Raw genomic sequence first — 26,385 nt, forward strand, 5'->3', positions numbered from 1 at the left:
TCCTTCTTAGTCGGCCGCCGGGCGCAAAACGCGGTGCGAAGAAGCTTTATGGAGGTCCCGGCGACAAGGTAAACTTGAATTTTAGCCCAAACGCCGCGCCGACCCCCCCGTGCTCGTCCATCCCCAGTTCGATCCCGTGGCCTTCCAGCTCGGGCCGCTCGCCGTGCGCTGGTACGGGCTCATGTACCTGGTGGGGTTTCTCGGAGGGCTTTGGCTCGGCAAGGTCCGTGCGCGCACCCGGCCGGAGCTGGGCTTCACTGCCCGCACGGTGGACGATCTGCTTTTCTATGCGGTGCTGGGCGTCATCCTCGGCGGCCGGTTGGGCTACGTGCTCTTCTACAAGCCTGCGGAATATTTCGCCGAGCCCTGGCGCATCCTTTATTTGTGGGAAGGGGGCATGTCCTTCCACGGCGGCTTTCTGGGGGTGATTTTCGCCCTCTGGCTGTTTGCCCGGCGTCACGAGCTTGCCTGGCTCGCCGTCACCGACTTCGTCGCTCCCCTGGTGCCCATTGGGCTGGGGGCAGGCCGCATCGGCAACTTCATCAACGGGGAGCTGTGGGGCCGACCCACCGAGGTGCCCTGGGCCATGGTTTTCCCCCAAGTGGATGCGACTCCCCGGCATCCCTCCCAGCTCTACGAGTTTGCCTTAGAGGGGGTTGCCCTATTCGCCCTGCTCTGGTGGTTCTCGGCCAAACCGCGGCCGATGGGCGCGGTGTCGGCGGTGTTCCTGATAGGCTACGGCGTCTTCCGCTTCCTCGTGGAATTTGCCCGGGAGCCCGACGCCTTCCTGGGTTTCCTGGCCTTAGGGCTCACCATGGGCCAGTGGCTGTCCGTGCCCATGATCCTGGCGGGCGTGGCCCTGTGGGTCTGGGCGTACCGGGGACGCGGGGCTTCTGCTAAACGCCCGTAGATACCGCGATTTACGCCTGCGGCGTTTGCCGGTATCATGTTGCCCCTCCGTGGGGCGGTAGCTCAGCTGGGAGAGCGTCGCGTTCGCAATGCGAAGGTCGGGAGTTCGATCCTCCTCCGCTCCACCAAGATTCCCGAGCCCGGACGTTCTCCGGGCTTTTTTGCGCCCGAGAAAAACGCGAGTTTTCGCGAGGGTTTGGCAAAACCTGCGAAGGGCGCGCGAGGCGGCGAACCCCCCGTCTGGCCGGGTTTGGGCCTCATTTTCCTCTCTGTTCTCCGTTTCTGCGAAGGGCGCCCTTCGCACGATGGCCCGTATTCATGCGGGTCCACGGGCCGGGGTATGAAAGTGAGATTGCCCGGGCGAGGGCGACCGGGGAGAGAAGTTGCGTGCGGCAAGGTGTGCAAATGCGCGATCTGGTAATCGGTTGATGTAATTTGCGCTGTCGGCGGTGCGCGGCGCGGGGAGAACGTCAAGCAAAATCTGCTGCCCAAGCATTGAGCGGCTGCTCGACGAAGAGCTGGACGTCTGGGCGCCGTAGTCGGCGCGGATCATGATCGGTGGTAGAAGCCGAGGATGGGTTAGGTCGAGCAGTGCACCGGCTGCGGCATTAATCAAGAGCTACTGATCGCTTAGCGCGGCAATCAACTATCATGGAGTGGCGACTGGGATTGCCGAGCGGGTCACAGAGCACGTGCGGCGCACCCTCCGGGCTACCGGCCAAGCCTGGACAAGCTATACCGGTTTTTGGACATCGAGGATGCCTTACACCAGTACTGCCTGCGCTGCATCCATGGCTGGAAGGATATCGCCTTGCGGTATGGTATGGATAGGGCGGAATACGCTGCGCAGCACGCGAGGCGAAGATTCACGCCTAATGCGGTAGCCTTATTTGCCCTGGATGCGCCGTTCAGCAGGCCCTACCGCATAGAGCTCGGAGTGCCCGTTTCTCGTGTACTCAAGGCTTACTGGCAAGGTGAACGGTAACGGTATTTGATGCCGTCGGAAACAGGGTACCTCGTCATCGGGGGCGATTACCCGGCGAGAAAATTATGAGTCCGGGAATGCCTCGAGGACCAGGCGCGCGAGCTCTGGGGCCGCAGCGATTTCTTCTCTCTCCCAGTCTTCTGCCCCTTCGCGCAGCTTATGGCGCAGCATCGTAGCGACATAATGACCGCGATCACGGAATTCTTCCCAAGTGCACACCCTATCGAGCCAGGTGCGCTCACCAGGAAACGCCGGCACAGGCACCAACGCCTCGTATCGCGCCCGAAACCGCTCCTCGAATTCCTTTGACCGAGGATCTAGCATGTGGATTTGCCTCTCAAATGCATTTTACTCCGTTATGGCGCACCGATTACTGCCCGACATGCTATTGGTGCGTGCCCGCTCGACATATTGGGTCTTCAGCAAATCGAGTGGGTTGAATCACCAATTTCCGACCCGAGCCGGGTATAGGTCGAGGCCGCCGAGATGAAAGTAGATGGCATTGCGGAAGCGCTCTCGATTGCGAAAGCCCAGCGCCCGGCTCTTTATGCGCTGGATGGGGCTGTTGATGCTCTCGGCATGGCCGTTGTGCACCTTCAAAACGACGGCGTTGATGATGCCCCACAGATGTTTCTTGATGGTCGCAGCCGTTCTTTTTACCGGTTCCAGCCGGCTGCGCACCGCCCAGGCCAGCCAGCGCGCCCAGCCTTTGGCGGCCCAGGTGCGGCTGTTGTAGTGCCACAGGCCCATGGCAAATTCCTTGATGGCCCAGGCACGCGCCGTCTTCAGGCTACTGTCGCGCAATGCACGAAACCGATTCTGCTGCGCGCACGTCCTATTGGCCGGATTGGTGAGCCAGTCATATTTGCTGCCCTTGAGGCAGTCTTCGCCCACGGCCAGCAGGCCGCGATGCTCCTGTCGACGCACCTTGTCCACCGCCTCGCTCAGATACTTTGCGACATGAAACTTATCGAAGGCGATCTTCTCTTCGGCCTGCGGAATGTGCGCCTCGGTGGCGCGGATATAGGCCGGCCACATGTCCATCGCCACCGCCTGGATACGGGCCTTCTGCTCATCGCTCAGCTCGGCGTAGTACGCCGCCAGGCTCTCCGTCTTGCGCTCATCCGCCACGTGCAGCACCACACCACGCTCCTGGTCGGTCACCACCGTCACGTATTCATGGCGCCGGGCAAAAGCCGTCTCGTCCACACTCGGATACTGAGGCGAACTCACCTTGCGCCGGGCCATGCCCCGTTTCACTGCGCGTTGCATCACCCTGTCGATGGCATGCCAGCTCAGTTTCAATTGCCGCGCCACCGCCTGGGTACTCGCCTCTTTCAGCCAGTCGATGATCAGCGCCTCGAACAAAGCCGTGAAGCCCGAACCCGGCTCGGCCCACGGCACAGACACCGTCACCACGCCGTGCTCCGCACACCGCACCCGCGGCACGTCCGCCTCCAGCACCGTCTTGTACTGGCAGGTATCCAGATGCCGCCATCGGCGCCGCCGGCTGTCATAGCCGGGGCTTGGCCGACCACAGTACGGACACGTCCACGTCGCGCCAGGCTCCGGCACGACGTGAACCCGAACCTCCTCGGCTTCGCTCAGCAACTGCACCTCGGCCACCTTCCACGGCGACCGCAATCCAAGAATCTGGGCGTACAGCTCTATGTCTCTCATGGCTCAACAGGCTAAGCTACCCACTCGATCAGGGGAAGAGCCTTTCAATCTGGTGAGCGGTGTGGCGATGCTCGCCGCCAGCGCCCTGGCGGGGTTCCTGTGGGATCGCTTCGGCGCAGCACAGACCTTCATCGTCGGGGCGGCATTCAGCGCGCTGGCGCTGGCGGCGATCTTGTTCCACGGCGGCGGCCCGGGGTCGCGGTCGGAACTGCATCCGAAACGGCCCATTCGATCCCGCTCGTGAGCCGGAACTGATCGACGCGGCCGCTGTTAGTGATCTGAAGTCTCCCGAAGCGCTGCCTGGGGCGGGCAACCACCGCTCGCTCCTCGACCTCGGCGCCGCGGCAGCTTTCTGGCGTGAAGTCGAACCCCCGTGGCCAGCCTCCTTGAATCCAAATGGGGCGCTAAAACGTACTGTGGTTAATGCCAAGCGATGGCGCCGGGGCTGACGGTTCAGTGTCTCCCTTGAGTGCTGCGCTGGCAGGGAAGCCCTCTGGGCCCTGCAACGACGAAAGCGCGAAGGGGAGGTTCCCATGCCCGATCAAGGAAGCAAACCCCGCCGTACCTGGGCGGTCATTGTGAGCGGTGCCATGGTGTGGGCGGGCGCGGTCCACGCCGATAGCCTCTCGTTAGGTAGTGGCGGCAAACTGCTGCTGACCGGAGGTGTGACCCAAATCGAGGGTGCGGCCGGGGGCGGGCTGACGCCCTGGGCAGTCATCGGCGGCTACGGTACCCGCGACCAGCTCGGGGCCAACGCTTTTTTTACCCATGCCCGAACGGGCGACTACCGCTTCCAAGCCGCCGGTGTCCTGGTGGGCCTCTACGATCGTGTCGAGCTTTCCTACGCCCGGCAAAGCTTCGACACGCGGGCGGTCGGCGGTGCCCTGGGGCTGGGCGATGGCTTTAAATTCCATGTGGATGTCTACGGCCTGAAGGTCAAGGTCGCGGGAGACGCGGTGCTCGAGCAGGATACTTGGCTGCCGCAGATTGCCGTCGGCGCGCAGTACAAGAAGAACGATCAGGGCGAAATCGTGCGGGCCGTGGGAGCGAAGCGCGATTCCGGCACCGACTTCTACATCGCGGCGACCAAGCTCTTTCTGGATCAGAGCCTGTTGCTCAACGGCACGCTGCGCGCCACCAAGGCGAATCAGCTCGGCATCCTGGGTTTCGGCGGCGACAAGGAGGACCGCTACAAGCCCCAGTTCGAAGGGTCCGCGGCGCTGCTACTGCGCCGCGACCTGGCGGTCGGCGCCGAGTATCGCTCCAAGCCGAACAATCTTGGCATTGCCAAGGAAGACGACTGGTGGGACGTCTTCGTCGCCTGGGCGCCCACCAAGAACGTGTCGCTCACCGCTGCTTATGTCAATCTGGGCAACGTGGTGATCCGAGACGACCAGAAGGGCCTTTATCTGTCCCTTCAAATCGGTTTCTAAAGCCCTCGCATCCCGCTCAAAGGAGAGTCCGAAATGTCCTTCAGCCGCTGTTCGCGTCGATGGATCGTCCTCATCTTGTTGGTCTTCGGCTGCAGTAGCCTGGCATCGGCCGACGATGCGCTCTACAAGGATTTCGGCGAGAGGCCGGGGCTCGTGCGCATCATGGACGATTTCATGAACAACCTGCTCGCCGATCCTCGCACCCGGCCTTTTTTCGAGAAGGCGAACCAAGAGCGGATCAAGGCGCAGCTGGTGGAGCAGTTTTGCGAGCTCCTGGGCGGGCCCTGCAAGTACGGCGGCCTGGACATGAAGCAGGCCCACGCCCATCTCGCCATCCGCCAGGAGCATTTCAACGCCTTGGTGGAAAACCTGCAAATCGCCATGGATAAACACCAGGTGCCTTTCCGCGCCCAAAACAAGCTGCTCGCCAAGCTAGCACCGATGCATCGCGACGTCATCACCCGATAAGTTGACGGGTGCTTGATTTCGCGAATCAGAGGCTCTACCTCACTCCGTGCCTTCGACTTGGTTTTGTTCTTCGAGTGTTGCGCTTCGTCGATTCTGACCTTTGTTCCTGGCCGAAAACGGGACGTTGATGAGGATGGTATCCACGATGGTGCCAGTGACCCACTTCCAGTCCCGATACTCGAAAATCCGATGAACGCAGCCCAGCAAATCCAATCCAAGGCGCAAACCGATTTCGCGCTTGCAGAAATAATTTCCGCCCTCACTTACGCGCTCGACCTTACTGAGGGCCAGCCCGCGGGACACTGCATCCGTTGCTGCTGGATCGGTTTCCACATTGGCCAGCGGATCGGGATGGACCCGGCGACCTTGTGGGATCTTTACTACACACTGTTGCTCAAGGATGTTGGCTGCAGCAGCAATGCGGCACGGCTGTGCGAGCTCTATGGCCAGGACGACCGCATCACCAAGCGCGACTTCAAATCGGTGGATACGGACAGCCTCGTGCAACTGGTGCAATTTGTGCTCAACCATGCCGGCGTGAAAGGGTCTCTGGCCGACCGCTTCAAGCGGGTGCTGCGGCTCGCCCGTGAAGGCGAGAAACTAGCCACCGAGTTGATCCAGACCCGCTGTGAGCGGGGTGCCGACATTGCCCGGCGCTTGGGTTTCGGCGAAGCCGTGGCCACTGGCATTTACGCTCTTGACGAACACTGGAACGGCCGCGGCAAGCCGCAGGGTCTTAAGGGAGAAGAGATTCCCATCCATGCGCGCATCGCGCTCATGGCGCAGGTGATCGATGTGTTTCATCAAATCGGCGGGCGCAACGCCGCGCTTCGAGAGTTGCGCAATCGCAGCGGTACCTGGTTCGATCCAGCACTGGTGGAGGTAGCCTCCGGCCTGTTTTCCGACGATGTATTCTGGGAATCACTGAAGGTCGACCATTTGGATCGGTTGGTGCAGGAACTGGAACCGGAAGGCCGGTTCCTCATGGTTGACGACGACCTACTTGATGAAATCGCCGAGGCTTTCGGCCAGGTGGTGGACGCGAAGAGTCCTTGGACTGCTGGCCACAGTAAACGGGTTGCCCTGTACGCGGACATCATTGCCACCAAGATGGGCGTCGAGGATTCGCGCCGCCGCTGGCTCAAACGTGGTGCTCTGCTCCACGATCTCGGTAAACTCGGCGTGAGCAATTCCATTCTCGACAAAGAAGGCTCACTGACCCCAGAGGAATGGCAAAGAGGTCCGCCGGCACCCCACCTATACGGAAGAGATCCTGGCGCGCATTTCACCTTTCCGGGAACTCGCCATCATCGCTGGCGCCCATCACGAACGCTTGGATGGCAAGGGGTATCCGAAAGGCCTGGTGGCCAGCGAGCTGACGCTGGAGACCCGCATCATCACCATCAGCGACATCTTTGATGCCCTCACCGCCCCGCGGCCCTACCGTGGTCCGGTCCCGGTCCCAGAGGCCGCGGAAATCATGGGCCGCATGGTCGGCACGGCGCTAGACGCTTGCTGCTACAACGCGCTGATGGAAGGCATCCAGGAAATCCAGCTGGGTGCAAAGCGATCCAGCCAGAGCACCAGGCGAGCAGGGGACCGGACGGACAGACCACTTTCGAGCGGTGAGAATCCGGGGCTCGTTTGATTTGCTGTTGACGCTCAGCTTCCCGCCTGCAGGGTGACGTTCACATCGATCTTGCGACCTTCGCGCAGCAGGTTCAATTTGACCGTGTCGCCGATCTGGAAGTCATCCAGCCGGGCGAGGAGTCTCGCCACGCTGTCCACGGGCTGGTCGTTGATGCCGGTGATGATGTCGCCCGGCACGAAGCGGCCATCGGGCTCCATCCTTGCGCCTCTCAGCCCCGCCGCCTCCGCCGCGGAGCCGGGGTTCACCTTGAGCACCAGCACGCCTTCCACGCCGAGGCGTTGGGTAATGACGCGGTTGAGTCCCTCGTCCACCTCGATGCCCAGAGCGGGTCGCACGTACCTGCCGCGGGCGATGAGCTGGGGCACCACCCGGTTGACGGTGTCCACCGGGACAGCAAAGCCCACGCCAGCGAAGGCCCCGGAGGGACTGTAGATGGCGGTGTTGACGCCGATGAGCCGACCGGCGGAATCCAACAAGGGGCCGCCCGAGTTGCCGGGGTTGATCGCGGCATCGGTCTGGATCAGGTGCTCGATGAGGCTCTGGCCGTCCTCCGCGGGTAGCGACCGGTCCAGGGCGGAAACGATGCCCGTGGTGAGCGTCCAGTCCAGGCCGAAGGGGTTGCCGATGGCGAACACCTTCTGCCCGACCTTGAGGTCGTGGCTGGTTCCCAGGGGTACCGGCGGCGGCCGGTTAGGGCCGACGCCGATGCGCAGCACCGCCAGATCGTGGGCAGGGCTTGCGCCCACGAGCGCAGCGCCGTAGTCGCGGCCGTCGCTCAGGCGCACGCGGGCTTCCGACGCTCCGGCGATCACGTGGTAGTTGGTCACCACGTGACCCTTCTCGTCCCAGATGAAGCCCGAGCCCGTGCCCCGGGGGATGGTGAAAATATTGCGCGTCCACAGATCCACCACCCGCTCGCGGGTGGTGATGTAGACGACCGAATCCTTGGTCTTCTCGAACAGCTCGATGGTGGCTTTTTCGTCGGCCGCGAGGTCCCCTCGGGGCGTCACCACCCGGGGGCTCGCCTGGACACCCCAAAAGGCCTGCTCAATCCAGGGCAGCGCCTGCCATACGAACAGCAGGGCGGCTGCGGCAACCGTCAGGAGAAGAAAGCCGTAGAGAAACGGGTTTCGACTTGGGCGCATGTCGGTCACTCCTCTTGGGCTGGGGCCGGAAGCAGGGGCCGCCCGGCGGTGATTTTGTCTGGATCAGCGCTGCGCCTGGACCCAGCGCACGATATCTGCCGCTCCCATGGCGCCGGCCTGCCGGGCGACTTCGTCCCCGCCCTTGAACAGGGCCAGCGTCGGGATGCTACGGATGTGGTATTGAGCACTCAGCGCTTGTTCTTCCTCCGTGTTCACCTTGGCCAGGCGCACGTGGGGCTCCAGCAGTTTGGCGGCCTGGGCGAAGTGGGGTGCCATCATCCGGCACGGGCCGCACCAAGGTGCCCAGAAATCCACCAGGACGGGGATATCGCTGCGCGTGATGTGCTGGGCGAAGTGGGCAGCGGTCAGCTCCACCGGCTGACCGGTGAACAGCGGCTGGTGGCATTGACCGCAGTTCGGGCGCTCCGCCAGCCGGGCCGCGGGCACGCGGTTGACCGCATGGCAGTGGGGGCAGACGAGATGTAGCGAATCGTTCATGAATGCTCCTTGAGTGCCTGAATGCTCATGATATGGGGCCGGCGCTACCGGCTGCCAAGAGGGTGGGCGGGGCACGGAGACGATTGTGCGAATCGGGGCAGAAAAGGCCGCAACCGACTGCCAAGGCCGGAAAGCGGCGATTTGCCTTTCGGCTGGGGAGCCTATAAGTTTGGGCAAACGGTGGACGTCACGTGACCCGAATCCCGATGGCCGTATTCCGTCTCGTACGAAGCCGGAGTACCGAAGACCTGGAGCGTGGAGCCCTCGCGCGAAGCCAGCGTCCAAGCTCGACCGGACCGTTCAAACTGAGTCGTCGAGCGTGACATGACCGGTGACATCCAAAGTTTTCTCGATTTCGTCAGCCTGCATCCGCATCTGGCGGGCTTGATCACCTTTCTGACGGCGGCAGCGGAAGCGATCGCCATCGTCGGCTCGCTGGTGCCCGGCACCACGATCCTGATCGGTATCGGGGCGCTGGTCGGATACGGGCACCTCGAGCTCTGGCCGATCCTTGCCTGGGCGGTTGCCGGTGCGGTTGTGGGCGACGGGATCTCCTACTGGATCGGCCACGCCTACAAGGAGAGCATCCGCCAGCGGTGGCCGTTTTCCCGGCGGCCCGAATTGATCGACCGGGGCGAGGCCTTTTTCCTACGCTACGGCGCGCTCAGCGTGGTGGTCGGTCGCTTCGTGCCGGTGATGCGGGCGATCGTGCCCGTCGTCGCCGGGATCCTGGGCATGCGCCCGCTCCGGTTCTATGTCGCGAACATCGCATCGGCTTTGCTTTGGGCCCCGGCGCACATTCTCCCCGGCGTGCTCGCCGGCGCAGCGCTGGGCGGGCTGGGCCTCGTCAGCAAACGCCTCGTCATCGTCCTGGTGGGTCTGGCGGTGTTGGCCTTGCTGCTCGTGTGGCTCGCGAAATTTCTAGTGGCGGTGAGCCTGCGTTACTTGCCCCGCGCCCAGTCGGCCGTGGCACGGTGGGCCGATGCGCGCCGGGGCAGGCCCGCAGGCGCGATCTTTTGGCTGGTCTCCGCGGATCATGCCGATTTCCGTCTGCTCGTCCTTCTGACGGCGGTCCTCATCGGCTCAGTCGTTGGATTGGCGGCCCTCTTCGAGGGTGTCGTCAGCGGGGGAGCCCTCGTCCGCTTTGACCACGCTTTCAGTCAGTTCGTGCAAGCGCTGCGGACGGTGTGGACCGATGCGGTCATGGTCGCCGTCACCCTGCTCGGAGACAGCTCCGTCACCGCTTCGGTCGCCGTCGTCGCCTCCGCCGTCTTGCTGGCTCATCGGCGGGGCCGCCTTGCGGCCGGGCTGCTCGTCGTTGTGCTGAGTTCAGTGGTCTTTGTCCAGGGCATGAAGTGGGTCATCGACGCGGTGCGGCCGATCGACTTCGCCCGGGGGGCGAGCGCTTTTTCTTTTCCGAGCGGGCACGCGACCCTGGCAGCGGCCTTGTATGGTGCCCTCGGCTGGCTTTTCGCGCGCGGCCTGAAGGGCATCGGCAGGAAGCTCGTGCTCGCCACCCTTGCCGGCTTGATCGCGGCGATCGCGTTTTCCCGCGTCTACCTGGCAGCGCACGGGCCTTCCGACGTCGCCGCCGGCTTGGTCTTCGGCGCCGGCGTCACCGCCGCGTTCGCGCTGGTTTTTCGGGACACCGGCCTGCCTTCCCGGGCCGTCCTCGGGTTGCTCGCCGCGTGCGGGACCGCCTTCGTCCTCGTGGGCGCCTGGCATGTCGTTCGCAACTTCGAAGCCGGCCTGGCGGCCTACGCCCGGCGGCCCCCTCAACCCGTGACATTGACTTCAGCCTGGCGGGAGGGCGGCTGGAGAGAGCTTCCCTCCGCGCGCATCGACATCGCCGGGGAGGCCGAGGAACCGTTTCTATTGCAATGGCGGGGAAGCGGCGCGTCCCTGGCCGCCCAGCTTGAGGGCCACGGCTGGGTACAACCGCCGCCCTGGTCGCTGGAGACACTGAACGGTTTCGTCGAGGCGAGCACGGCCGCAACGGCGCTGCCCGTTGTCCCCGTGTTCCACGACGGGCATCGACCCGCCGTCACCTTGATCCGGGCTGGGCAGTGGGCGGGCGGGGCCGGACGCTTCGTCTTGCGGGCGTGGCCGCAAGGAATCCGCGAACCCGACGGCAGTCGGTCGACCCTGCTGCTCGCTTCCATCGTATTCGAGGAGGTCCAGCATCCTTGGGGGCAACTCTCGATCCCCCTGCGGTCAAAGCGCGCGGCCTGTGACGGCGATGCGCTGCTCCTGCCCCTGCCGAAGGCCCAGGCTGTGGGGAGCGCGCGAGGCGCTGACGCAGGCACTTGCAACGGGCGAACCATCCTGGCCCAGCCATGAACTTGTTCACCGGGTAACTTTCTCAATGCCCAGACGCTGCGCCAGCGTAGCCCCCCGCGATGCATAAGTTCAGAAACCTTTGGCACTCCTTCGAGTTTGGAGGAGGGCCATGCAAGTTCAGGGAATTGGATACGGAATCCGGGGGTTTTACCGGGTAGCGAAGCTCGGGCATCTTTGGGAGATGACCCCCCAAGATGCCCAACGAAGACTCCAAATCCTGCGCTTCTGGGACAAACACGGCCTGCAAGCCACCCGGGATGCCTTCGGGGTTTGCCGAAGGACGCTTTATCGGTGGAAGCAGGCCCTGCGCGAGGCCGGGTTCGATCCGGCGGCGCTGGCGGCGAAGTCCTGCGCGCCCAAAAGGCTCAGAGCCCCCAAGACCGATGCGCGGCTGGTGGCCGAGATCAGACGGCTGCGCCGCCTTCATCCCAACCTCGGCAAGGAAAAGCTCCACGTCCTGCTTGCCCCCTGGTGCGAGGAAAGGCGCATGAGGCTGCCGTCGGTGTCCACCCTCGGCAGGATCATCCAGCGCGCCCCGGACAGGATGCGCCACGCACCCACCAGGCTGGACAGCCGGGGCCATCGCTCACCCCTGCGACGACCCGTCAAACCCAGAAAGCCCAAGAGGGTCTGGGCTAAGCCTCTGGAAGTGTTGGCCGTTGACACCATCGAGCGCATCCGCGATGGCTTGCGTCGCTACCTCGCGACCTTCATCGGCCCCGTCTCCCACTTCGCCTTCGCGTGGGCCACCTCCTCCAAGCACGCCCGTCACACCGCGCGCGCCTTGACACTCGGACTGTCGCTCATGCCGCAACAGCCCCAAACCCTGCTCTCCGACAACGGAACCGAATTGCCGTACTCGGCGAGCCTGGCCTGGAACGCATGGCTCGCGTACTGGCCGCCCCGGTTCGAGTGGTGGATCAGACCAGGCGCAGGCTTCCTGCGGAACCAGGCCATGGTCAGCGCATCGACCACAATATCCGCCGTCATGCGCGGCTTGGTCGCCCAGCCGACGATCTCGCGGTTGAACAGGTCGATCACCACCGCCAGGTACAGCCAGCCTTCGTCCGTCCGGAGGTAGGTCAGGTCCGCCGTCCACACCGGATTCGGCGCTGCCGGTGCGAAGTTTCTTTCCAACAGGTTCGCTGCCACCGGCAGGTCGTGTTTCGAGTCCGTGGTGGCCTTGTAGCGGCGCTTGTGCCGCGCCCGGATGCCGTTCTCGCGCATCAGTCGTCCCACCCGCTCCTTGGACGCCTTGAAGCCGCGTCCGCGAACCTCGTCGACTATCCTCGGGCTGCCGTAGGCCCCCTTGAACTGCGCGTGGATGGCGCGGATTAGCGCCAGTAACTGGTCATCGGTCAGCCGCTGCCGATTAGGCCTGCCGCCGCGTTTCCAGGCCCGGTAGCCGCTGATGCTGACCTCCAGCGTGTCGCACAGCGCGACCAGCGGGTATTGCTTCACGTGCTGATCGATCTCCAAATTTGGACAGCATTGATCGCGATGCTGCTCCTGCGCTACTTGCAACTGTCCTCTCGCTTCGGTTGGAACCTGGCCAACCTCGTAGCGCTCCTGCGCATGAATCTGTTCACCCATCGCGATTTGATGGCCTGGCTCGATAAGCCCTTCGCCATCCCGCCCGATCCCCAGGACAACCCGCAGGCCACTTTGACCTTCGCCTGATCTTGGACAGCATCCGAGGCATTATCTTGAAAACCTGCGATCACCCGTCCAAAACCCGCATCAATTCAAGAGGGTCTTCACCGGGCTTTGGCTATTTTGGACAGTAATGCCCCGATGAGATGCTCAACGCCGACCTCCAAGGTCGTCGTGTCCAGCAAGGCCCCGGCCCGCGCCAAAGGCGACCTGAAGAAGGCCACCATCAGCCATCTGCGCAGGCTGCTAAAAATCGCCCAAACGGGTGATGCCTTATTTCCAGCATAGACCCGTCCGGTATGCCGCATGAATCCAGTTCATTCGTTTCGGATCAATAGATCTCTTGCTGCGCCTGGTCGCGCCAAGCGGGCCGGGCTCAAACCGAAGACGTGTCAAAAAACTCCGTGCCCCGCGGTTCGTGCCTTCGCCACGCCAGGCACCAAGCGATCATGCGACGTAGCTTCAGGTCTTACCCAAGAGAGCGATGCTCTGTTCGAAGGGGCCCATGTACTTCATGGCGGTGATCATGGAACCCTGGAACTTGAGTTTCTTGGTGAGCAGGGCGGCTCGGCCCGAGAGGGATCCATCGCGCAGGCGCTGCCAGTTCTCGGCGCTGGCTTTCATCACGAAATCCGGCTTGCGCGGCGCGTCTTTGAAGGCCGTGGAAACAACGCGGCCATCCAGCACTTCGATAAAGGCGCTGGGGCGGCATCCATCCTCCCAGCCGTATTCGATCAAGGCGTTGAAGCCTTTGAGGCCAGCCACCAAGGCCTCATTGCGGTTCCACAACTCTTTGTAACGTTCGGCCCAGTGGGCCGACAAAAAATCGTCCATTGTTTCTCCTAAAAAAACCGGCCGGAAAAGCCGGCCGGATGCGGCATCAGGCCGCGGAAAGCGCCTTAAAGATTTCGTTGAAGGAGGCTTCGCCCACACGCGCGAAGACCCCCGTGTTGCCCATAACGCACACCGCGTACTTGGGACCGGCTACGGCAAAACCCGTGGCGGGCGTCCAGCCGGATTCTCCGCTCATGGCGGTGTAGCCATCGGCTTGCATGCGGGCCATGTGCATGTTGGCGGCGCACATGGCGGCGGCCATGGCGGCCTCGTCCTCGGTGATGTCGCCGGCGTAGCCGGTCAGCTTACCGTCGTCGGAGAAGGTGCCCGCGGCGAACACGCCCTTGATTTTGAGAAGCAGGTTCAGATCGGCCATGATGATCTCCTTCTCGTTACAGGGACGCCAGGATGGCGAAGGCTTTGTCGAAATCGGTGTCCTTATTCTTCACGAACACCCCCACGTTGCCCACGATCAGGGCTGAGTTCTCCGGTCCGGAGACGGCGAAGCCGCGTGCCGGTTCGAAGCCGTCCTTACCCGTGTAGGCTGTCCAGCCCGAGGCTTCCATCTTGGCCATGAGCATGTTGGCCGCGCACATCTGGGCCGCTATCTTCGCCGCCTGCAGCGAGATGTTGCCCACGTAGTTGACAAGCTCGCCGGTGGGCGAGAACTCCCCGGCGGCAAACGCCCCCGGGATGCTCATTGCTTTCATGAGATCTGCCATCGTTCACTCTCCTTGGGTTTGACTGAAACAGGGATTATCCCTGCGCCCAAGACAAGAGCAGCGCCCATGCCAGGAATGAAGTTCACATAAAATCAATTGGTTATGTACACACCGCGGCACCGATGTTGCAAGCAAGTGTTGCTGACTTGCTGCATCTAGAATTGATATCCTTGTAAATCAAATGGTTGAAAAATACGTTGCCGTTGCGCAACATCACTGCATGCGGGAATTGCTGCAAAACGAGGAGATTCTGGAGGGCTTGCTGGCAGGCATCGACCAGGGCGTGCTGCTCGCCACGGTGGAGGGGCAGATTCTCTTTGTCAACGACGCCTTGCGCCATTTGTTGGAACTTCCCGTAGGTGAGACGCCCCGCAGCCTCAACGACGTGGGCGGGTTGAATCTCAAGCTCGCCATCACCCGCGGGCTCATCGAACACGGTTTCAACGACGCGGTAAGCCGGCGCCAGAAAGGGGTGGTGGAACTGGAACGCTGGCTAGATCTGCCCTCGGGCCGGCGCTGCTTCTGTCTGCGTACCGGCATCATCGAGCGGGAGCGGGGCGGTTCAGTGCGGCTGGTGCTGCTGCGCGACGTGACGGAAATGGCCCGCCTGCGCGAAGGTATAACGGGCGGCTCGGGTCAAAACTTCATCACCCGCGATCCGCGCATGCTGGAAGTGCTGCGCCAGTTGCGCCAGGCCGCGCCCACAGAGGCCTATGTGTTGATGCAGGGCGAGTCCGGCACGGGCAAAAACGTGCTTGCGCGCCAATTGCACCGATTGAGCCCGCGCGCCGCCCAGCCGCTTGTGGAAGTCAACTGCGCCGCCATTCCCTCCGAGCTTTTGGAGTCCGAGTTCTTCGGCCACGTGAAGGGGGCTTTCACGGGCGCGGCCAGCGACCGCGCAGGCCGCTTCGCAGCGGCCGACCATGGCACGCTGTTTCTGGACGAAGTGGGTGAGGTGCCTCTCCACTTGCAGGCAAAATTCCTGAAGGCGGTGCAGGAAAGAAGTTTCGAGCCGGTGGGCTCCAACCGTAGCAAGACGGTGGATGTGCGCATCGTCTCCGCTTCCAACCGCAACCTCAAGGACGCCGTGGAGGCGCGGCAATTTCGCGCGGACCTCTACTACCGCCTGTCAGTGATCACCCTGCACATCCCACCGCTGCGCGCGCGCAAGGCGGACATTCCCCTGCTTATTGACCATTTTCTGGACCGGCTCCACACCCGCGGCTACGCCCGCGCGGTGCTCGCGCCCGAGGCCTTGCGCCTGCTTCTCGACTATCCCTGGCCGGGCAACGTGCGCGAACTGGAAAATGCCCTAGAGCACGCCTTGATCTGCGCCGTGGGTGGGGTGATCCAGCCGGAGAGCTTGCCCCAGGACATTCGCGACTATCACGGCCAGGGCGGGGCGCCCGCCGCAGTCCCCAAGAGCGAGGATGCCGACAGCCACCTGCGCGGCCAGATCTTGTTCGCCCTCAAACGCTGCGACGGCAACAAGGCCGCTGCGGCGAAGATGCTGGGGATCGACCGCACCACCCTATGGCGACGCATGCGCCGCTTGGGATTGGCCTGACGAGCGCTTCCATCCCTCGCGACTTCCAGCACAGGAACACGACCATGCAAACCTGGTATCTGCCCGCCTTTCTCGCCTTCGTCTTCTGGGGATAGTGGGCGCTCTTTCTTTCCCAAGATCACCACCCGCGCCAGAAGTGCTGCTTTCCGCCCCGATTGCGGGCTACCAATATCACGCGGGGCCGCAGCTGCAAGACCGCCTGGCCGAGGGCCAGCCGCTCAATCTCGTGCGCGAGCCGGACAATCCCCATGTCGGCTCGGCCGTGCGCCTCGACTGGCAAGGTCACAAGCTCGGCTACGTGCCACGGCCTAAGAACGTAGAGATCGCGCGGCGGCTCGATGCCGGTGAAAGGCTGACCGCAAGCGTGGCGAACATCGATCGGCAGGCCGAGCCTTGGGAGCGGGTGGCGTTCGTCATCCAAGCCATGCCCAACTAAAGCAGGCTCGGCGCCACCAGGCGCGAAGAGGGGGATTACGCCTTCGACGCGCAATGGATCGAGGCCGAAAAGAACTCGGTCGTCCTGGTGGCGTTTCGATTCTGCGCGCAGGTGGCTCAACAACCAATACCGTCCGAGGCTAAAGGCGCGCCAGTGCTTCGGCTTCCTCCGCCACCCGCCGCCGCAGGGATGGCGGCGCTTCGATCACCACGTGCCGCCCGTGGCGCAGGGTGTCCATCAGCAACTCTCGTTCGTCGGCGTAGGGCACGCGCAGCCGGTAGCTGCCATCGGGCAGCCATTCGGCTTTCTGCTCCTTGTGCCATCGCTCCGCCTGCACCCAGCGGGCGCGCTCTGCCGAAAAGCGCAGCACGGCCATGGCCTTGGGGCGTCCGGCGAAAATGCCGTAGGCCGCGGCATAGTGGGCGTCGAGGGTCTCGTCGCCGATCTATTTCGCCTTTTGCGGCAGCGTTTTCACCCGCCGGATGGCGTCGAGGCCGAAGCTGCGAAGCGCGCGGCGCCAGTGGCAAAAGGCATCCAGGTACCAGTTGTCGCGTTAATGCACAAGCCGCTGCGGCGAGACGATGCGCGTGTTGATTTAGTCGCGGCTGCGGTTCCAGGCGTCGATCTCGATGCGCTTGCGCTCCAGGAGCGCGCTTGCAATGTCTGCGAAAAAGCGCGGCTCGACGCTTCGCTTGGCCACGGAAAGCAGGCGCACACGCCGGGCGATCTCGGCGGCCGGATGACCTGAGGATTCGAGCAGGGCGGCCACTCGCGCCTGCAAGGGCGCGACGTGGGAAGAGAGAATGCCCGGTTCGATGTCGGCCAGCAACTTCTGCGCGGCGAGCAGCGCATGGAGTTCGCCGGCGGAAAACCACAGCCCCGGCAACTCATAGGCAGGCCCGTCGTCTTGCCGGTCTCAAAGCGGTAACCGCGCGCTTCGCGATCCCAGACGATGGGCGCGCGCAAACGCTCGCGCATGTATTCGATGTCGCGCTTGAAGGAGGCGCGGGAGACGGCGAGCTCCTCCAGAAAAACCTCGGTCGGCACGACGCGCCGCTCATGCAGCATCTGGTCGATTTTGTAGAAGCGTTCGGTGCGGTTCATACAGCTTCGAATAAGGATGGCGAGCACATATTTTGCGCCCTATCCGCGCATCGAGTATCCAGCGAAAGCACACCGGTTGCCACGCCGAGCGGGATGAAGACCGCGCCGATGGCCAGTGCCAAGGCTCGGGACCGGTGCCCATCACAACGGGCAGCAACAAGCCAAAGCGTTCCACCAGAAAGCCGAAGCCCGCTAGATCGACGGCGGCGCGGTTCCCGGGCAGGGGGCGCTCGGCGGCGAACAACACGCGCGGATCGCTCAGGTCGGACGTGACGCCTCTTCCTTCACCAGCGGTAGATCGAGCCGGGCGGTGAGCCCACCGCCGGGGGTGTCGGTGAGAACGAGCCGGCCGCCGTGGGCACGGGCAACGGCGGCGGCAAGCGGCAACCCAAGCCCGCTGCCCGGCTGGCTGCGCGCGGCATCGCCTCGCGCGAAGCGCGCGACGAGCCGTGCCTTGTCGGCGTCGGACAGGCCGCAGCCGTGGTCGATGACGGCGAGCTGGGCCTGGCCATCGGCCCGTACGAGATCGATTTCGATCGGGCTGTGTGGCGGAGTATATTTGAAAGCGTTGTCGAGCAGATTGGCCAGGGCCTGGGCGACGAGCGCGGCCGAGCCGGCCACAGGCGTCGCTGGCGCCGCCGGAGGGGTGAACGGGCGGCCGCCCTCTTCGGCCTGGGCGGCATACAGTTCGGCAACGTCCCGCACCACGGCGGCCAGATCGAAGGGTTGCACCGCGACGAGTTCACTGCCTGCTTCCAGACGAGCGATGGTGAGCAGGGACTCGAAGGTGGCCAGGATCTCCTCGCTATCCTGCAAGGTCTCTTCCAGGACGGTACGATAGTTGGCGGCGTCGCGCGGCTGGCGCAGCGCCACCTCGATGCGCGTCTTGAGGCGCGCCAGCGGCCGGCGCAGGTCGTGGGCGACGTGGTCGGAGACCTCGCGCATGCCCTCCACCGCCGCTTCGATGCGTGCCAGCATGGCGTTCAAATGGCCTGCCAACAGATCGAATTCGTCCCCCTGGCCACGGCTTTGCACGCGCTGGGAGAGGTCGCCGGCGGCGATGCGGGCAGCCACGGTATTGATCGCCTCGATGCGAGAGAGCCAGCGCCAGCCAAGCAACACCCCCAGCGTCAACGCCAGCAGCGCGGCCAGGGCCAGCATGGCCGCCGCCAGGCCGAAGGCCACCTCGCGCAGATCCTCGATCTCGCCAGGCGCTTGAGCCACCAGCAGACGCCCGCCGCCGGGCAGGGCGAGTCCGACACTGGGCAGTCGGGCGCGGGCGTCATGATCTTCCCCCGCCTCGTGGGGCAACTCGAGTGCCACCCGACGCACCCGGGCATCCGCCGGCAAGTCTTCGGGCCAACGAGGCAGGTTGCCCGCCAGGCGGTGGCCCGTCGCGTCCTCAAGGCGGTAATGGCGTAGCCGGTGATCCTCGCCGCGCAACTGTGCCAGGAGAGCCACGCTCTCGGCTCTGTGCTCCGCCGGCAGGGCGGCCAGGGCGCGCGCCTCACCGAGCAGGGCCGAGTCGATCTGGCGCGCGGCATAGCGGTCGAGCACGACAAACAGCGCGACCAGCATGGCCGCCAGCGCCAGCACTTGCAGCAGGGCATGGCGCAAGGCCATGCGCAAGGCCGTGGTGCGCAGCAGCGCCCGGGCGCGGGACCACATCAGGTCTCATCTCCCAGCCGGTAGCCGATGCCGCGCAGGGTATGCAGCAGGGGGCGGTCGAAATCGCGATCGATCTTGGCACGCAGGCGGCTGATTTGGCTGTCCACCACGTTGGTCTGCGGGTCGAAGCTCAAGTCCCACACCTGCTCCAGCAGCATGGTGCGAGTGACCACCCGCCCGGCGCGGCGCATGAGGTATTCGAGCAGGCGCAGCTCGCGCGGCTGCAGACGGATGAGACGACCGGCGCGGGTGACGCGCCGCCGTTCCAGGTCGTACTCCAGATCGGCCACCCTGAGCACGCTCGGTGCCGCGACGTTGGGCGAATGTCCGCGCCGGCCCAGGGCCTCGACGCGGGCGAGGAGCTCGCTGAAGGCGTAGGGCTTGACCAGATAATCGTCGCCACCGGCGCGCAAGCCCTCGACGCGCTGATCCACCTGCCCCAGGGCGGAAAGCACCAGCACCGGGGTGGTCGATCCACCGGCGCGCAGCATGCGGATGAGGGTCAAACCGTCGCGGCGCGGCAGCATGCGATCGACCACCAGCACGTCATGCCCGCCCTCCAGCGCCAGCATCAATCCGCTCTCGCCATCGAAGGCCACGTCCACCACATGCCCCGCCTCGGTCAGGCCCTGACGCAAATAATCGGCGGCGGCGCGATCGTCTTCGACGATGAGCAGATGCATGTGACAAGATGAGACAGAAACGGCCAGTTTCGCCCAAGGCATGTATAAGATACCAATCACTCGATGCTTTGACCATGCTGCATGGACCTTGCCCTGCTGATCAGCCGATATGGACTGCTAGCGGTCTTTCTCGGCTGCCTGCTGGAGGGGGAGACGCTGCTCCTGCTCGCCGGCTACGCCGCCCACCGGGGTTATCTCGACTTTGCCGCCGTGGCGGGGGTAGCCTGGACCTGCTGCTGACAACCACCGCCCCGTGCCCCCAATCAGCCGCCAGCGCACTGGGTTGAACCTCACCGAACGGTAATGTGGGCGTCAGGTTGCCGCGAGTCCCGCTGCGTAATCTTCACATCACGGCAATACCGCCGGCTTTCAACGAAAGGAAAGCATCATGAAACGCAGCACTCAAGCCCTTACCGCCCTGAGCCTCGTCGCCGCCCTGGGCACTGGCGCGGCTTTTGCCGCTGGCGCGATTGACTTCCCGGACGAGGTGAAGTCCTCCAGCATCAAGCTGCCGCGTGGCGTCGAATCGCAAGCCGAATTCGCCAAGCACGCCAAGGTCGCGCAACAGGAAGCCGAAGCGGCCGCGCTCTCCGCCCTGCCGGGCGAGGTGGTCAAGGCCAAGCTCGACGACGAAGACGGTTACCTGGTCTGGCAGATCGACGTCAAGCACACCACAGGCGTCACCGAAGTCGCCGTCGATGCCGGTAACGCCAAGGTCCTCGCCATGGAGGCCGAAGATGATGACGACCACGAGGATCGAAACGAGCGCCGTTGATGCAAGCCGCCTTTAATAGGGCCGGCCGTAAGGCCGGTCTTCTTCATATAGTGCGCCTGGCAGGGTGCACTATGGCCAGGCCGTGACGTTCGCAAAAGCGGGTGGTTACCGTATCGATGTCCATCCAATCGCTCGAAGCAAGATCATCGAGAAGGGCTGCGCGATCGGCTGCGATCGCTGCTTCGGCCCCGTCTTCGCCCGCGATGTCTTGCAGCACCGCATTCATTCGGTCGCGCAACCGTCGGTAACGTTCGACGACCGCGAGATAGGGGGCGGTCCCTTGACTGGCGAGATAATCTGCAACGGTGCCGTCTGGGCTGTACGCGCCTTTCGTTTCGGGATGCTGGTCAAGCTGAAAAAAGCGTTCCCACGAGTCTATTGTTCATGTCGATCTCCTTTACGGTCCTTTGAGTTTGCCGCCTTGTCCGACCGCCCCTTGGGCCTTTTGCGGGGCGTATTGCCGGGCGGCGATCACGAGCTTGTTGTAGGCATCCAGGAACGCCGCCGCCACGATCTTGCCCTGCGGCGTATTGGCATAGGCGTTAACGCCGGCAATCAGGCCGCCCAACACGCCCACGCCCGCGCCCAGGTTGTAGTTCTTGGCGCTGCCCTGCGCGGCCACGATCTGCGCGCCACTCGCGTTGTCCAGCAACAGCAGGGTCGTCGACGCCCCCAAGGCCTGGACTCGGGCGGAGGTGTCCATCTTGTCCGAACTGCGGCCGAACAACCCGCCCAGCCCGGTGCTCAAGGTAAATCCTGAAGGTTCGGCGAAGGTGACCGAGGGCACGAGGGTGTAGTCGGCCGAAAGCAACACACCGCCCGTCCGTTTGAAATTTCGATTGCCCGGGCGAGGGCGACTCGTACAAACCGCATGGGTTCGCCGCATCGCCCTCCCAGGTCGCGCGGGCTCGCAGCGGCTGCTCCAGACGGCGCGGCAGCATCGTCACGCGATCCTTGGCGCCCTTGCCGACCCGCACAGAATCTCGCCACGCTCGAAGTCCACATCCTTTACGCGCAGCCGCACACCCTCCTCAAGCCCCATGCGTACCATCAGCGCAGGCGTACCTTCCATCGCCGCGAGCATACGCGCGACCTCGGACCTGCACGGCACGGTCGGTGCCCTGCGCGGCTTCTTCGGGCGGACGATCTCGTCTAGCCACGGCAGATCGACCTCGGTGACTACGCGGTCCATGAACAGGATTGTGCAACCCCTTTTCTGTAAATTTCCGTAGCGGGTGTCATGACGCCGAGGTTATCGGTTGAAGGTGAGGTAGACCTCGCCGGTCAGCCACTCGTCGTCCAGCTCGGCAAGCAAAGCGCCAGATCAGCCTGAGACAGGAATCCGGATTCGGGAAGATACTTGCCACAGATCGCTCTTATCCAACACCCAGCGCCCCCTCCATCGCCTCGGCCAGAAACCACCCCTATCATTCCTCCTCCAGCATCAACCCCAGTGCCAAAGGTGGTGGACGCATACATTCGCTTGTCTATTCTCTCCGCCCGGGTTAGCATCGAAAAAGATTCTCTAAGCCTACCAGAGACGGGTCGATGAGCCGGCGGCGACGGTGTATAGGATGGTTTCTGACCGTCCTGACGCTCCTCTCCCATGTGACGGCACCGTTCGCCCATGGCTCGTTGACCTACCGTGCGTTCGGCTCCGATCTCCCCTTCGTCTTTGCGCAGGATTATTGCGTCACGGACCCTGCGCACAGCCCTGGCGATCAAGGCCCAGCCCCCGGCACAAAGATCCCGTGCCCGGTGTGCGCAGCCTTTCAGCTCGGCGGGAAGCTCCTCCCGCCTTCATTGACAACGGTCACGGCGCCGGTCGTTCTGGCCGACGCAGAGATCTCTGCACCCTTCGAAGTTCCGCCTCTGGCGGTCGAACGTCTTCGCCTTCCGCCCGCCCAGGCACCCCCGACCGTTACCGCCTAAACTCCCGCCGTCGTAACGCTAAGGCGCACCGCCGAGCTCCAGGCCGGCGTGCGCTGCTTTAGCGTGCCCATGACATTGGCGCTGCACGGCAAAAAAGCCATCGCGCATTGGCAATGGCGCCCCACCGTCGCGGCCATTGCTCCGGCGCCGGATCGTACTCTACAGAGGAGAGAAAGAAACATCATGAAGACCACCGCGTATTGCAACCCGGGAGTCGCGGGCACCCTATTCGGTAGGCTGGCGCAAAGAAAGCCTGCTATTTACGCGCACGTTACGAAAGTGGGCGCAGTGGTGTGCGCGGTCCTCATCCAATCGGGCGCATATGCCTCTTGTGGCTCGGCGGTATGCGCGGTCAACACTCACTGGAATCTACAAGGGTTCGCGCCGGAGCCCGGACTGCGCTTGGATTTGCGCTACGAATACATCGATCAAGACCAGCCGATGGCAGGCGGCGACAAGGTCGCAGTCGGCCAGATACACCGTCACCATGACGAGATACGCACGATAAACAGGAACTATCTTGGGACGTTGGATTACACGTTCAACCGAAACTGGGGCGTGTCGGTCATCGTTCCCTTCGTGGACCGCTCCCATTCGCACATCCATAACCATCACGGAGTGCAGCTCCTGGAGCGATGGAATTTCAACCGTCTCGGCGACGCGCGCCTTCTCGGGCGCTATCAATTGGACTCGGAAGACAGCGAAAAACCCGCCTTTTCCTTTTATGGGATCAATTTCGGATTGAAGCTGCCGACAGGCGTGCGGGACGTGCGTAATGCCGAGGGAGATCGGGCGGAGCGCACGTTGCAACCGGGAACCGGCACGACGGACGCGCTCCTTGGCGCCTTTTACAGCCGCTGGCTGCCGAACGCCGATTCGGCCTGGTTCGTCCAAACGCTGTGGCAGAAGCCGTTGAACGACAAGGAAGACTACCGGCCGGGGGCGCGGCTGTCGCTCGACGTCGGCTACCGCTACGAGGCGACCGATCGGGTTGGTTTGATGATCCAGCTCAACGCCCTTTACCGAGGACGCGATCGGGGCTCGCAGGCGGAATCGGAGGATACCGGGGGCAAGTTCCTGTTCGTGAGCCCAGGTGTGGGCTACGCCATCGCCAAGGGGACGCAAATCTACGGCTTCGTGCAGTTACCCCTCTATCAGTACGTGAACGGAGTGCAACTGACGGCGGACTGGTCGGCTGTCGTTGGAATCACCACTCGGTTTTGAGCCCATCGCCGACACGGAGGAGGGCTGCAAAAGGGATGCCAGCGGCAAAGCGGTATTGCGGCTACGAAAGAAAGCGCGGGCGCTACCAGCGCCGGCTCGTCGTTTTGGGGACTGTTGACCCTGGCGCTCATGGGGTATGCCTCTAGAACCTCCTTGCCCTCAAGTTCCAAGTGCAAGGTAGGGGATTGTAGTTGAGCCGCCCACGCCTCATTCGGAGTCATCCAGCCGAGCGTTTTGCGCGGGCGGTTGTTCAGCCGCGCCGCCGTAGCCACGCCTACCAAACAGGCTCGTGCTGCGGTAAAGCATCGTGTAGCTCGGCGTCCCAGGGGGTCCACCCGAGCGCCCCCGCGTAGCGCCAGACTGGCCGACCGGTGCCGTCGAGCGCAAACAGGTGCAGCCAGCGGTTGTCGAACAGCGCTCGTACTTCTGGGTAGCGTACCAACACACCGGCGATTGCTTCACGCGGCGCTTCGATCAGCACCGCCAGCCGCAGCGGTTCGTGCACTAGGCGTTCGCCGTCGTGCACCGACTGCCACGGCAGTCCGGCGCGCAACGGACCGCCGCTTCCTTCGACCACGCCCAGGCCGCCAGTGACGTTGTGCAGCAGTTTATTGCCGGCACCGAAAAGATTAGGCGCCACCGTCGAGCCGTAGTACTGTAGGCTAATCCAGCTAGCGACGACCACCGGGGCGGTGAGGATCAGCCGCAGCACATCGAAGCCGGCATCGGCACGCCAATCGTAATCGTGCAGGAACGCGCGGCCGGCCAAGTTAAGCCCTGCGGTGCGCGCGCGCGGCGCAGCGATGAATGCCTGGCAGCCTGCCAGCCCCCACTCCGGCCGCACTTCAGCCCAGTCGCGCGCGCGACGTGGCAGGTCGGCAGCGCGTGCGGCGCGCGGCAACCGCAACGCGCGCTCGCCGCGTGCCAGCAGCGCTGCCCGCTGCAGCCAGCACCGCAGGCGCGCGATATCTGCAGCATGCTCGGCGCTTGGCCTGTCCGCGTCGTATAAGGCGACCTCATCCGTAGTGGTGTCATGCAGTGCCGCCAGGAACAGCGTGTCTTCTGGGACCTCAACACCGTGCTGCGCTAAAGCGGCGCGCACCGCGCCGTCGTTGAGCAGCGATGCCAGCAGCCTGGCATTGACCTCGCCCGAGTAGCCGCCGCAAGCGCCGCATTGTAGGGCGCTCGCGTGCGGATTGTTGACGACGTTAGCGCCATGACCGGTCAACACCACTAGCCGCGCGAAGCGCTCCGTCAGCGACATCGTGCGCAGCACTTGCAGCGCCAGTGCGGCGCCGGCTGATACGTCCAACGCCGGCGCGAAGCGCGGTGGCGGGTCGCGCTGTGGCGCGGTACCGGACCAGCCCATAGCGTCGCGCAGCAGCTTGCCGATGTACGTTGGCCCCATCGCCTCGACGAAAGCGAAAGAGGACACCGCGGCGAGCTTGAAGCGGCCCCAGGCGCGATGCGCGCGCGCGGCGATACGCGCAGCCGTGTCGTTGCGCTCGGCGTCGTTGCCAACGCCGGCGCAACTGCGCAGGCTGGGCGAAAGCAGCACCGGCAGTCGCAGCTCGTCCACATCCGAGGCAAAACGCCGATGCGCGACGCCAAGACCGAAGAAGCCGGCGAAGCCCAGTGTCTCGATAGCCGGATCCAGACTTTCCAGCGCGCGTCTGAAGACCTCAGAGCGCACGTCGATGCAAAAGACCATCTGCACCGCGGGCCGCACTGGCGGTGGGGCCGGCGTAGGCATCCTCAGCGCAGCCAGCAGCTGGCGCTGCGCGGCGCGCTCGGCCGCCTCTTGCAGCAGCGCGTCAAGCACGTCGTCGCGCGTCGGCGCGATCGGCTCGGCGTACGCCGCGGCGGCCGTGCGCCAGCCGTCCCCGATCGCATTGCCGTACTGACAAAGGAGCGCCACTTCCCAAGTCAACCGAATCGCCAGCAAATCGCGCAGCGTACCGTCAACAGCACCATTCAGTTCTGCCTGCCACGATAGGTAGCGCGCAAACTGCGCCCAACCGCCCAGCGTCGTCAACAGCCGGTGGAAATATACCTCTAGCGCTGTAGCGCGCAGACCGAGCCGCACCACTGCATTGGCGATCGCAGCATCGGCCGACTCCGGCAATCGGGCGGCGAAGGTGCAAAAGCCATCTAGCCCGGCGATTTCTGGCGTAAGATCGTGTTCTGCCGCCGCACGCCAGGACTCGTACGCATGGCGGCCGCGCGGCGCCGCCCATAAAGCTTGACCGCGATCGAAATAGCCGGCGGCCCAGTGGCTGATGCGATCGGTCACCAGCGCCGGCCAATCGATGCCGCAGGCTTGCGCGGCGAGATCGGCCACGGTGGCAAGCGGCACCGGCAATCCGCGGTCGGACTCGGCGGCGGCTTTGAGTTCAGCCACCCGCACCGGCGCCGCCCACGCCGGGGCGACGTTCGCCGCGGCAGCGAGATCGACATCGGTGATTTCACCGGATCGTATGCGCTCGCGGTACACGTGCCGCGGCAGCGTCACGCGGATGCCAGCGACGCGCCGCAGCCGTGCCGCCGCGGTCGCGAGCGGCTCACCGCTCATGCCGAGGAACGGGTTGACGGCCACCGTGGCTTCAAGCGGCCACAGCGGCGGGATCATCTGCGCGGCGCAGCGCACGGCGCTTTGCACCGCATCGGCGCCGACCATG

26 protein-coding genes, 1 tRNA gene and 4 pseudogenes are annotated in these 26,385 nt (G+C 64.1%); 14 read left to right on the plus strand and 17 right to left on the minus strand.

Annotation, left to right across the window (positions count from 1 at the left end; translation table 11 throughout):
- The first annotated feature begins 109 nt into the window (after positions 1-109).
- Together lgt and ACUVYZ_RS03995 are read left to right on the plus strand one after the other, a co-directional pair.
- Positions 110-910 carry a prolipoprotein diacylglyceryl transferase gene (gene lgt / locus ACUVYZ_RS03990; RefSeq protein ID WP_439935277.1) on the plus strand — a complete coding sequence of 267 codons (801 nt, stop codon included), beginning with the start codon at positions 110-112 and terminating at the stop codon, positions 908-910.
- Positions 911-961: 51 nt separating this feature from the next.
- Positions 962-1,037 (plus strand) — tRNA-Ala (locus ACUVYZ_RS03995).
- Positions 1,038-2,335: 1,298 nt separating this feature from the next.
- Here the strand turns inward: ACUVYZ_RS03995 and ACUVYZ_RS04000 are convergent.
- On the minus strand, positions 2,336-3,574 hold the full coding sequence (locus ACUVYZ_RS04000) for an ISL3 family transposase (RefSeq protein ID WP_439935276.1): 1,239 nt from the start codon (positions 3,572-3,574) through the stop codon (positions 2,336-2,338).
- Between the two features lie 61 nt (positions 3,575-3,635).
- On the opposite strand from ACUVYZ_RS04000, the gene ACUVYZ_RS04005 reads away from it, so the two are divergent.
- The 4 genes and pseudogenes from ACUVYZ_RS04005 (at position 3,636) to ACUVYZ_RS04020 (ending at position 7,123) form a co-directional block, all read left to right on the plus strand.
- Positions 3,636-3,818: a hypothetical protein gene (locus ACUVYZ_RS04005; protein WP_439935275.1), complete on the plus strand. Its 183-nt coding sequence runs from the start codon at positions 3,636-3,638 to the stop codon at positions 3,816-3,818.
- A 289-nt stretch (positions 3,819-4,107) separates the two neighbouring features.
- Positions 4,108-5,007 (plus strand): DUF3034 family protein, encoded by a 900-nt coding sequence (locus ACUVYZ_RS04010; protein WP_439935274.1) that lies wholly within the window; start codon positions 4,108-4,110, stop codon positions 5,005-5,007.
- A gap of 33 nt (positions 5,008-5,040) precedes the next feature.
- The gene (locus tag ACUVYZ_RS04015; protein WP_147801039.1) at positions 5,041-5,475 is read left to right on the plus strand and encodes a group I truncated hemoglobin; all 435 of its coding nucleotides are present in this window, start codon (positions 5,041-5,043) and stop codon (positions 5,473-5,475) included.
- A gap of 189 nt (positions 5,476-5,664) precedes the next feature.
- Positions 5,665-7,123 (plus strand): annotated as a pseudogene (locus ACUVYZ_RS04020) (HD-GYP domain-containing protein).
- Positions 7,124-7,137: 14 nt separating this feature from the next.
- On the opposite strand, the gene ACUVYZ_RS04025 reads toward ACUVYZ_RS04020, so the two are convergent.
- Together ACUVYZ_RS04025 and trxC are read right to left on the minus strand one after the other, a co-directional pair.
- Positions 7,138-8,271, minus strand: coding sequence for a S1C family serine protease (locus ACUVYZ_RS04025; RefSeq protein WP_439935273.1), 1,134 nt, complete (start codon positions 8,269-8,271; stop codon positions 7,138-7,140).
- 63 nt (positions 8,272-8,334) lie between these two features.
- Positions 8,335-8,769 carry a thioredoxin TrxC gene (gene trxC, locus ACUVYZ_RS04030; RefSeq protein WP_439935272.1) on the minus strand — a complete coding sequence of 145 codons (435 nt, stop codon included), beginning with the start codon at positions 8,767-8,769 and terminating at the stop codon, positions 8,335-8,337.
- Positions 8,770-9,093: 324 nt separating this feature from the next.
- Here trxC and ACUVYZ_RS04035 point away from each other — a divergent pair, with 324 nt between their 5' ends.
- Both ACUVYZ_RS04035 and ACUVYZ_RS04040 read left to right on the plus strand, forming a co-directional pair.
- Positions 9,094-11,109 carry a bifunctional DedA family/phosphatase PAP2 family protein gene (locus tag ACUVYZ_RS04035; protein WP_439935271.1) on the plus strand — a complete coding sequence of 672 codons (2,016 nt, stop codon included), beginning with the start codon at positions 9,094-9,096 and terminating at the stop codon, positions 11,107-11,109.
- A 181-nt stretch (positions 11,110-11,290) separates the two neighbouring features.
- Positions 11,291-11,443 (plus strand): annotated as a pseudogene (locus tag ACUVYZ_RS04040) (helix-turn-helix domain-containing protein); the annotation flags it as partial.
- A gap of 500 nt (positions 11,444-11,943) precedes the next feature.
- On the opposite strand, the pseudogene ACUVYZ_RS04045 reads toward ACUVYZ_RS04040, so the two are convergent.
- Positions 11,944-12,582 (minus strand): annotated as a pseudogene (locus ACUVYZ_RS04045) (IS3 family transposase); the annotation flags it as partial.
- Between the two features lie 27 nt (positions 12,583-12,609).
- Between ACUVYZ_RS04045 and ACUVYZ_RS04050 the strand changes: the two are divergent.
- A complete protein-coding gene (locus ACUVYZ_RS04050) occupies positions 12,610-12,789 on the plus strand; it encodes a hypothetical protein (protein ID WP_439935270.1) in 180 nt (59 codons plus the stop codon).
- A gap of 435 nt (positions 12,790-13,224) precedes the next feature.
- On the opposite strand, the gene ACUVYZ_RS04055 is transcribed toward ACUVYZ_RS04050, so the two are convergent.
- Genes ACUVYZ_RS04055 through ACUVYZ_RS04065 form a run of 3 tightly spaced genes read right to left on the minus strand, consistent with a single transcriptional unit; the run spans position 13,225 to position 14,318 of the window.
- On the minus strand, positions 13,225-13,596 hold the full coding sequence (locus ACUVYZ_RS04055) for an SCP2 sterol-binding domain-containing protein (protein WP_439935269.1): 372 nt from the start codon (positions 13,594-13,596) through the stop codon (positions 13,225-13,227).
- A gap of 46 nt (positions 13,597-13,642) precedes the next feature.
- A complete protein-coding gene (locus ACUVYZ_RS04060) occupies positions 13,643-13,972 on the minus strand; it encodes a DUF2173 family protein (protein WP_439935268.1) in 330 nt (109 codons plus the stop codon).
- Positions 13,973-13,988: 16 nt separating this feature from the next.
- Entirely contained in the window at positions 13,989-14,318 is a 330-nt protein-coding gene (locus ACUVYZ_RS04065) for a DUF2173 family protein (RefSeq protein WP_439935267.1), read from the minus strand.
- A 220-nt stretch (positions 14,319-14,538) separates the two neighbouring features.
- Between ACUVYZ_RS04065 and ACUVYZ_RS04070 the strand changes: the two genes are divergently transcribed.
- Together ACUVYZ_RS04070 and ACUVYZ_RS04075 are read left to right on the plus strand one after the other, a co-directional pair.
- Positions 14,539-15,885 (plus strand): sigma-54 interaction domain-containing protein, encoded by a 1,347-nt coding sequence (locus tag ACUVYZ_RS04070; protein WP_439935266.1) that lies wholly within the window; start codon positions 14,539-14,541, stop codon positions 15,883-15,885.
- Between the two features lie 136 nt (positions 15,886-16,021).
- Positions 16,022-16,321: an HIRAN domain-containing protein gene (locus ACUVYZ_RS04075; protein ID WP_439935265.1), complete on the plus strand. Its 300-nt coding sequence runs from the start codon at positions 16,022-16,024 to the stop codon at positions 16,319-16,321.
- 139 nt (positions 16,322-16,460) lie between these two features.
- Here the strand turns inward: ACUVYZ_RS04075 and ACUVYZ_RS04080 are convergent, their stop codons facing one another.
- From ACUVYZ_RS04080 to ACUVYZ_RS04100, 5 genes are all read right to left on the minus strand, one after another.
- Complete coding sequence (locus ACUVYZ_RS04080) at positions 16,461-16,697, minus strand: WYL domain-containing protein (RefSeq protein ID WP_446033032.1); 237 nt, start codon at positions 16,695-16,697, stop codon at positions 16,461-16,463.
- 69 nt (positions 16,698-16,766) lie between these two features.
- Entirely contained in the window at positions 16,767-16,859 is a 93-nt protein-coding gene (locus ACUVYZ_RS04085; RefSeq protein WP_446033037.1) for a hypothetical protein, read from the minus strand.
- A gap of 57 nt (positions 16,860-16,916) precedes the next feature.
- Positions 16,917-17,207 carry a hypothetical protein gene (locus ACUVYZ_RS04090; RefSeq protein WP_439935264.1) on the minus strand — a complete coding sequence of 97 codons (291 nt, stop codon included), beginning with the start codon at positions 17,205-17,207 and terminating at the stop codon, positions 16,917-16,919.
- Positions 17,208-17,683: 476 nt separating this feature from the next.
- Positions 17,684-19,093, minus strand: a complete 1,410-nt coding sequence (locus ACUVYZ_RS04095; RefSeq protein ID WP_439935263.1) for a HAMP domain-containing sensor histidine kinase — start codon at positions 19,091-19,093, stop codon at positions 17,684-17,686.
- On the minus strand, positions 19,093-19,776 hold the full coding sequence (locus ACUVYZ_RS04100) for a winged helix-turn-helix domain-containing protein (protein ID WP_439935262.1): 684 nt from the start codon (positions 19,774-19,776) through the stop codon (positions 19,093-19,095). Before ACUVYZ_RS04100 ends, ACUVYZ_RS04095 begins: the two co-directional genes overlap by 1 nt.
- An 81-nt stretch (positions 19,777-19,857) precedes the next feature.
- Between ACUVYZ_RS04100 and ACUVYZ_RS04105 the strand changes: the two genes are divergently transcribed.
- Together ACUVYZ_RS04105 and ACUVYZ_RS04110 are read left to right on the plus strand one after the other, a co-directional pair.
- Positions 19,858-20,016 (plus strand): hypothetical protein, encoded by a 159-nt coding sequence (locus ACUVYZ_RS04105; RefSeq protein ID WP_205616990.1) that lies wholly within the window; start codon positions 19,858-19,860, stop codon positions 20,014-20,016.
- Between the two features lie 148 nt (positions 20,017-20,164).
- Positions 20,165-20,551 (plus strand): PepSY domain-containing protein, encoded by a 387-nt coding sequence (locus ACUVYZ_RS04110; RefSeq protein ID WP_439935261.1) that lies wholly within the window; start codon positions 20,165-20,167, stop codon positions 20,549-20,551.
- A gap of 43 nt (positions 20,552-20,594) precedes the next feature.
- Here the strand turns inward: ACUVYZ_RS04110 and ACUVYZ_RS04115 are convergent, their stop codons facing one another.
- From ACUVYZ_RS04115 to ACUVYZ_RS04130, 4 genes and pseudogenes are all read right to left on the minus strand, one after another.
- Positions 20,595-20,777 (minus strand): hypothetical protein, encoded by a 183-nt coding sequence (locus ACUVYZ_RS04115; RefSeq protein WP_439935260.1) that lies wholly within the window; start codon positions 20,775-20,777, stop codon positions 20,595-20,597.
- 171 nt (positions 20,778-20,948) lie between these two features.
- The gene (locus ACUVYZ_RS04120; protein WP_439935259.1) at positions 20,949-21,365 is read right to left on the minus strand and encodes a curli assembly protein CsgG; all 417 of its coding nucleotides are present in this window, start codon (positions 21,363-21,365) and stop codon (positions 20,949-20,951) included.
- 129 nt (positions 21,366-21,494) lie between these two features.
- Positions 21,495-21,743, minus strand: coding sequence for a hypothetical protein (locus ACUVYZ_RS04125; RefSeq protein ID WP_439935258.1), 249 nt, complete (start codon positions 21,741-21,743; stop codon positions 21,495-21,497).
- A 60-nt stretch (positions 21,744-21,803) separates the two neighbouring features.
- A pseudogene (locus ACUVYZ_RS04130) lies at positions 21,804-21,918 on the minus strand (transposase); the annotation flags it as partial.
- Between the two features lie 634 nt (positions 21,919-22,552).
- Here ACUVYZ_RS04130 and ACUVYZ_RS04135 point away from each other — a divergent pair.
- Positions 22,553-23,707: a hypothetical protein gene (locus ACUVYZ_RS04135; RefSeq protein WP_439935257.1), complete on the plus strand. Its 1,155-nt coding sequence runs from the start codon at positions 22,553-22,555 to the stop codon at positions 23,705-23,707.
- 274 nt (positions 23,708-23,981) lie between these two features.
- Here ACUVYZ_RS04135 and ACUVYZ_RS04140 read toward each other — a convergent pair whose 3' ends face one another.
- Positions 23,982-26,384 carry a YbcC family protein gene (locus tag ACUVYZ_RS04140; RefSeq protein WP_439935331.1) on the minus strand — a complete coding sequence of 801 codons (2,403 nt, stop codon included), beginning with the start codon at positions 26,382-26,384 and terminating at the stop codon, positions 23,982-23,984.
- Between the last annotated feature and the right edge of the window lies 1 nt (position 26,385).

This window comes from Pelomicrobium sp. P1, from assembly GCF_052805615.1.